The organism is Burkholderia sp. AU4i, from assembly GCF_000466765.1.
Taxonomy (GTDB): domain Bacteria; phylum Pseudomonadota; class Gammaproteobacteria; order Burkholderiales; family Burkholderiaceae; genus Burkholderia; species Burkholderia cepacia.
On sequence record NZ_ASSI01000209.1, the window covers coordinates 1 to 3,310 of the forward strand.

General features: G+C 68.7%; 3 protein-coding genes. All 3 read left to right on the forward strand.

Annotated elements, in window-relative coordinates:
- The first annotated feature begins 111 nt into the window (after positions 1-111).
- The 3 genes from L810_RS36365 to L810_RS36375 all read left to right on the forward strand — a co-directional run bounded on the left by L810_RS36365 (position 112) and on the right by L810_RS36375 (position 2,909).
- On the forward strand, positions 112-1,077 hold the full coding sequence (locus L810_RS36365; RefSeq protein WP_021163150.1) for an ABC transporter substrate-binding protein: 966 nt from the start codon (positions 112-114) through the stop codon (positions 1,075-1,077).
- 139 nt (positions 1,078-1,216) lie between these two features.
- Entirely contained in the window at positions 1,217-2,113 is an 897-nt protein-coding gene (locus L810_RS36370; RefSeq protein ID WP_021163152.1) for an ABC transporter permease, read from the forward strand.
- 1 nt (position 2,114) lies between these two features.
- Complete coding sequence (locus L810_RS36375; protein ID WP_021163153.1) at positions 2,115-2,909, forward strand: ABC transporter ATP-binding protein; 795 nt, start codon at positions 2,115-2,117, stop codon at positions 2,907-2,909.
- Positions 2,910-3,310: the final 401 nt, after the last annotated feature.

Genomic DNA, 3,310 nt, shown 5'->3' on the forward strand with positions numbered 1-3,310 from the left:
CCCGGGGCGCGCACGGGCCGGCCGCCACCGCGTCGCACGCGTGGCGGCGCCCGCACGACGGCGGCGGGAATCCATCATCCAGAACCGACACAATACGGGGGAGACACACCCATGAAGCGTTTCAAGACTTTCGCGATCCGTTCGATCACGGCCGGCGTGGCCGCACTCGCGCTGGCCGGTGCCGCGCACGCCCAGACCGTCAAGGTGCTGTCGATCGTCGACCACCCGGCGCTCGATGCGATCCGCGACGGCGTGCGTGCCGAACTGAAGGCGGAAGGTTACGGCGACGACAAGCTCAAGTGGGAATACCAGAGCGCGCAGGGCAACACGGGCACGGCCGCGCAGATCGCGCGCAAGTTCGTCGGCGACCAGCCCGACGTGATCGTCGCGATCGCGACGCCGGCCGCGCAGGCGGTGGTTGCATCGACGAAGAGCGTGCCGGTCGTCTATTCGGGTGTGACCGATCCGGTCGCCGCGCAGCTCGTGAAGGGCTGGGGCCCGTCGGGCACCAACGTGACGGGCGTGTCCGACAAGCTGCCGCTCGATCGCCAGGTCGCGCTGATCAAGCGCGTCGTGCCCAACGCGAAGACGGTCGGCATGGTCTACAACCCGGGCGAGGCGAATTCGGTCGTCGTCGTGAAGGAGCTGAAGGACATCCTCGCGAAGCAGGGGATGACGCTGAAGGAAGCGGCCGCGCCGCGCACCGTCGACATCGGCCCGGCCGCGAAAAGCCTGATCGGCAAGGTCGACGTGATCTACACCAACACCGACAACAACGTCGTGTCCGCGTACGAAGCGCTCGTGAAGGTCGCGAACGAAGCGAAGATCCCGCTCGTCGCCGGCGACACCGACAGCGTGAAGCGCGGCGGCATCGCGGCGCTCGGCATCAACTACGGCGACCTCGGCCGCCAGACGGGCAAGGTCGTCGCGCGCATCCTGAGGGGCGAGAAGCCGGGCGCGATCGCGTCGGAAACGAGCAGCAACCTCGAGCTGTTCGCGAACACGGGCGCGGCCGCGAAGCAGGGCGTGACGCTCGCGCCCGATCTGCTCAAGGACGCGAAGACGGTCATCAAGTAAGCCGCGGCCCGAGCGCCGCGCCTGCAGGCCCGATCCGGGCCTGAACGACACCGCCGGACGGGCGGCTCCCACCCGGGGCCGCCCGTTCGCTTCGCCCGGCCGTACACGTCCGGCCGGGAAGCAACAGGATTTCCCCATCATGTCTCTGTTCTCGTTTCTGGGCGCCCTGGAGATCGGCCTGATCTTCAGCCTCGTCGCCCTCGGGGTGCTGATCTCGTTTCGCATCCTCAACTTCCCCGACCTCACCGTCGACGGCAGCTTTCCGCTCGGCGGCGCCGTCGCCGCGACGCTGATCTCCGCCGGCTACGACCCGTTCAGCTCGACCTGCATCGCGATCGTCGCGGGCGCGGTGGCCGGCTTCATCACCGGCTGGCTCAACGTGCGCCTGAAGATCATGGACCTGCTCGCCAGCATCCTGATGATGATCGCGCTCTATTCGGTGAACCTGCGGATCATGGGCCGGCCGAACGTGCCGCTCATCACCGAGCCGACCGTCTTCACCGTGCTGCAGCCCGACTGGATGCCCGATTACGTGCTGCGCCCCGCGCTGCTCGCGATCGTCGTCGTGGTCGCGAAGCTCGGCCTCGACTGGTTCTTCTCGTCGCAGCTCGGCCTCGCGATGCGCGCGACCGGCGCGAACCCGCGGATGGCGCGCGCGCAGGGCATCGCGACCGGCCGCGCGACGCTCGCCGGGATGGCGCTGTCGAACGCGCTCGTCGCGCTCGCCGGTGCGTTGTTCGCGCAGACGCAGGGCGGCGCGGACATCTCGATGGGGATCGGCACGATCGTGATCGGGCTGGCCGCGGTGATCATCGGCGAGACGCTGCTGCCGGCGCGCCGGCTCGTGCTGACGACGCTTGCCGTCGTGCTCGGCGCGATCGTCTACCGCTTCTTCATCGCGCTTGCGCTGAACAGCGAATTCATCGGGCTGAAGGCGCAGGACCTGAACCTCGTGACGGCCGCGCTCGTCACGATCGCGCTGGTGCTGCCGGCAACGCGCAAGAAGCTGTTCGCGCGCAAGAACGGAGGGGCCTGACATGCTGTCCGCACAAGACCTGAAACTGACGTTCAATCCCGGCACGCCGATCGAGACGCGCGCGCTGCGCGGGCTGTCGCTCGAGATTCCCGACGGCCAGTTCGTCGCGGTGATCGGCTCGAACGGCGCCGGCAAATCGACCTTCCTCAATGCGATCAGCGGCGACCAGGCCGTCGATGCGGGACGCATCTCGATCGACGGCACGGACGTCACGCGCAAGGCCGCGTGGGACCGCGCGCACCTCGTCGCGCGTGTGTTCCAGGATCCGATGGCCGGCACCTGCGAGGCGTTGACGATCGAGGAGAACATGGCGCTCGCGATGGCGCGCGGCGCGCGGCGCGGCTTTCGCGCGGCGCTCGACCGGCCGTCGCGCGAGCTGTTCCGCGACAAGCTGCGGCTGCTGAACCTCGGGCTGGAAAACCGGTTGACCGACCGGATCGGGCTGCTGTCGGGCGGCCAGCGGCAGGCGGTGAGCCTGTTGATGGCGTCGCTGCGGCCGTCGCGGATCCTGCTGCTCGACGAGCACACGGCCGCGCTCGACCCGAAGACGGCCGCGTTCGTGCTGGAGCTGACCGCGCGCATCGTCGCCGAGAGCAAGCTGACGACGATGATGGTCACGCACAGCATGCGGCAGGCGCTCGACTACGGCGACCGCACGGTGATGCTGCACCAGGGGCAGGTCGTGCTCGACGTGTCGGGCGACGCGCGCAAGGGGCTCGACGTGCCGGACCTGCTGCAGATGTTCGAGAAGGTGCGTCACGAGCAGCTCGACGACGACGCGCTGCTGCTCGGCTGACGAGCGGCTGGCGGGCCGGCGCGGCGCGGGGTGTTGCATCGTGCCGGTTCGCGTGAGGGGTGGCGTGCCGGCCCGGCGAGTCGGGTCGACAAGTCGGCCCGGCGAATCATCCCGACGAATTGGGGTGGCGCGGCGGGTCGGCAATTCGGCCCGGTTGGCGGTGGCGCGCGTTCGGGCGGCACGGTCCGGCCATACCCGCTCCGGTGCGGCGTAACATGACGACCGCGCCGGCTTTCCCGTCGTTTTTTCCTCTGACGAAAACCGGTTTCGCGCCGGTGCTGTGCGACGCGAGCGCATTGCCATATACTGTATATCCATACAGTTGTGGGTGGCGTCATGCTCGCATCCTCCATTTCTCCCGAATCCCTTCATCCGTCGCTTTGGACCTATACCCGTGGAGT

What these genes read in the sequence shown, in the direction of transcription:
- L810_RS36365 (WP_021163150.1), top strand. Translation starts at nt 112, where the DNA reads ATGAAGCGTTTCAAGACTTTCGCGATCCGTTCGATCACGGCCGGCGTG.
- L810_RS36370 (WP_021163152.1), top strand. Translation starts at nt 1,217, where the DNA reads ATGTCTCTGTTCTCGTTTCTGGGCGCCCTGGAGATCGGCCTGATCTTC.
- L810_RS36375 (WP_021163153.1), top strand. Translation starts at nt 2,115, where the DNA reads ATGCTGTCCGCACAAGACCTGAAACTGACGTTCAATCCCGGCACGCCG.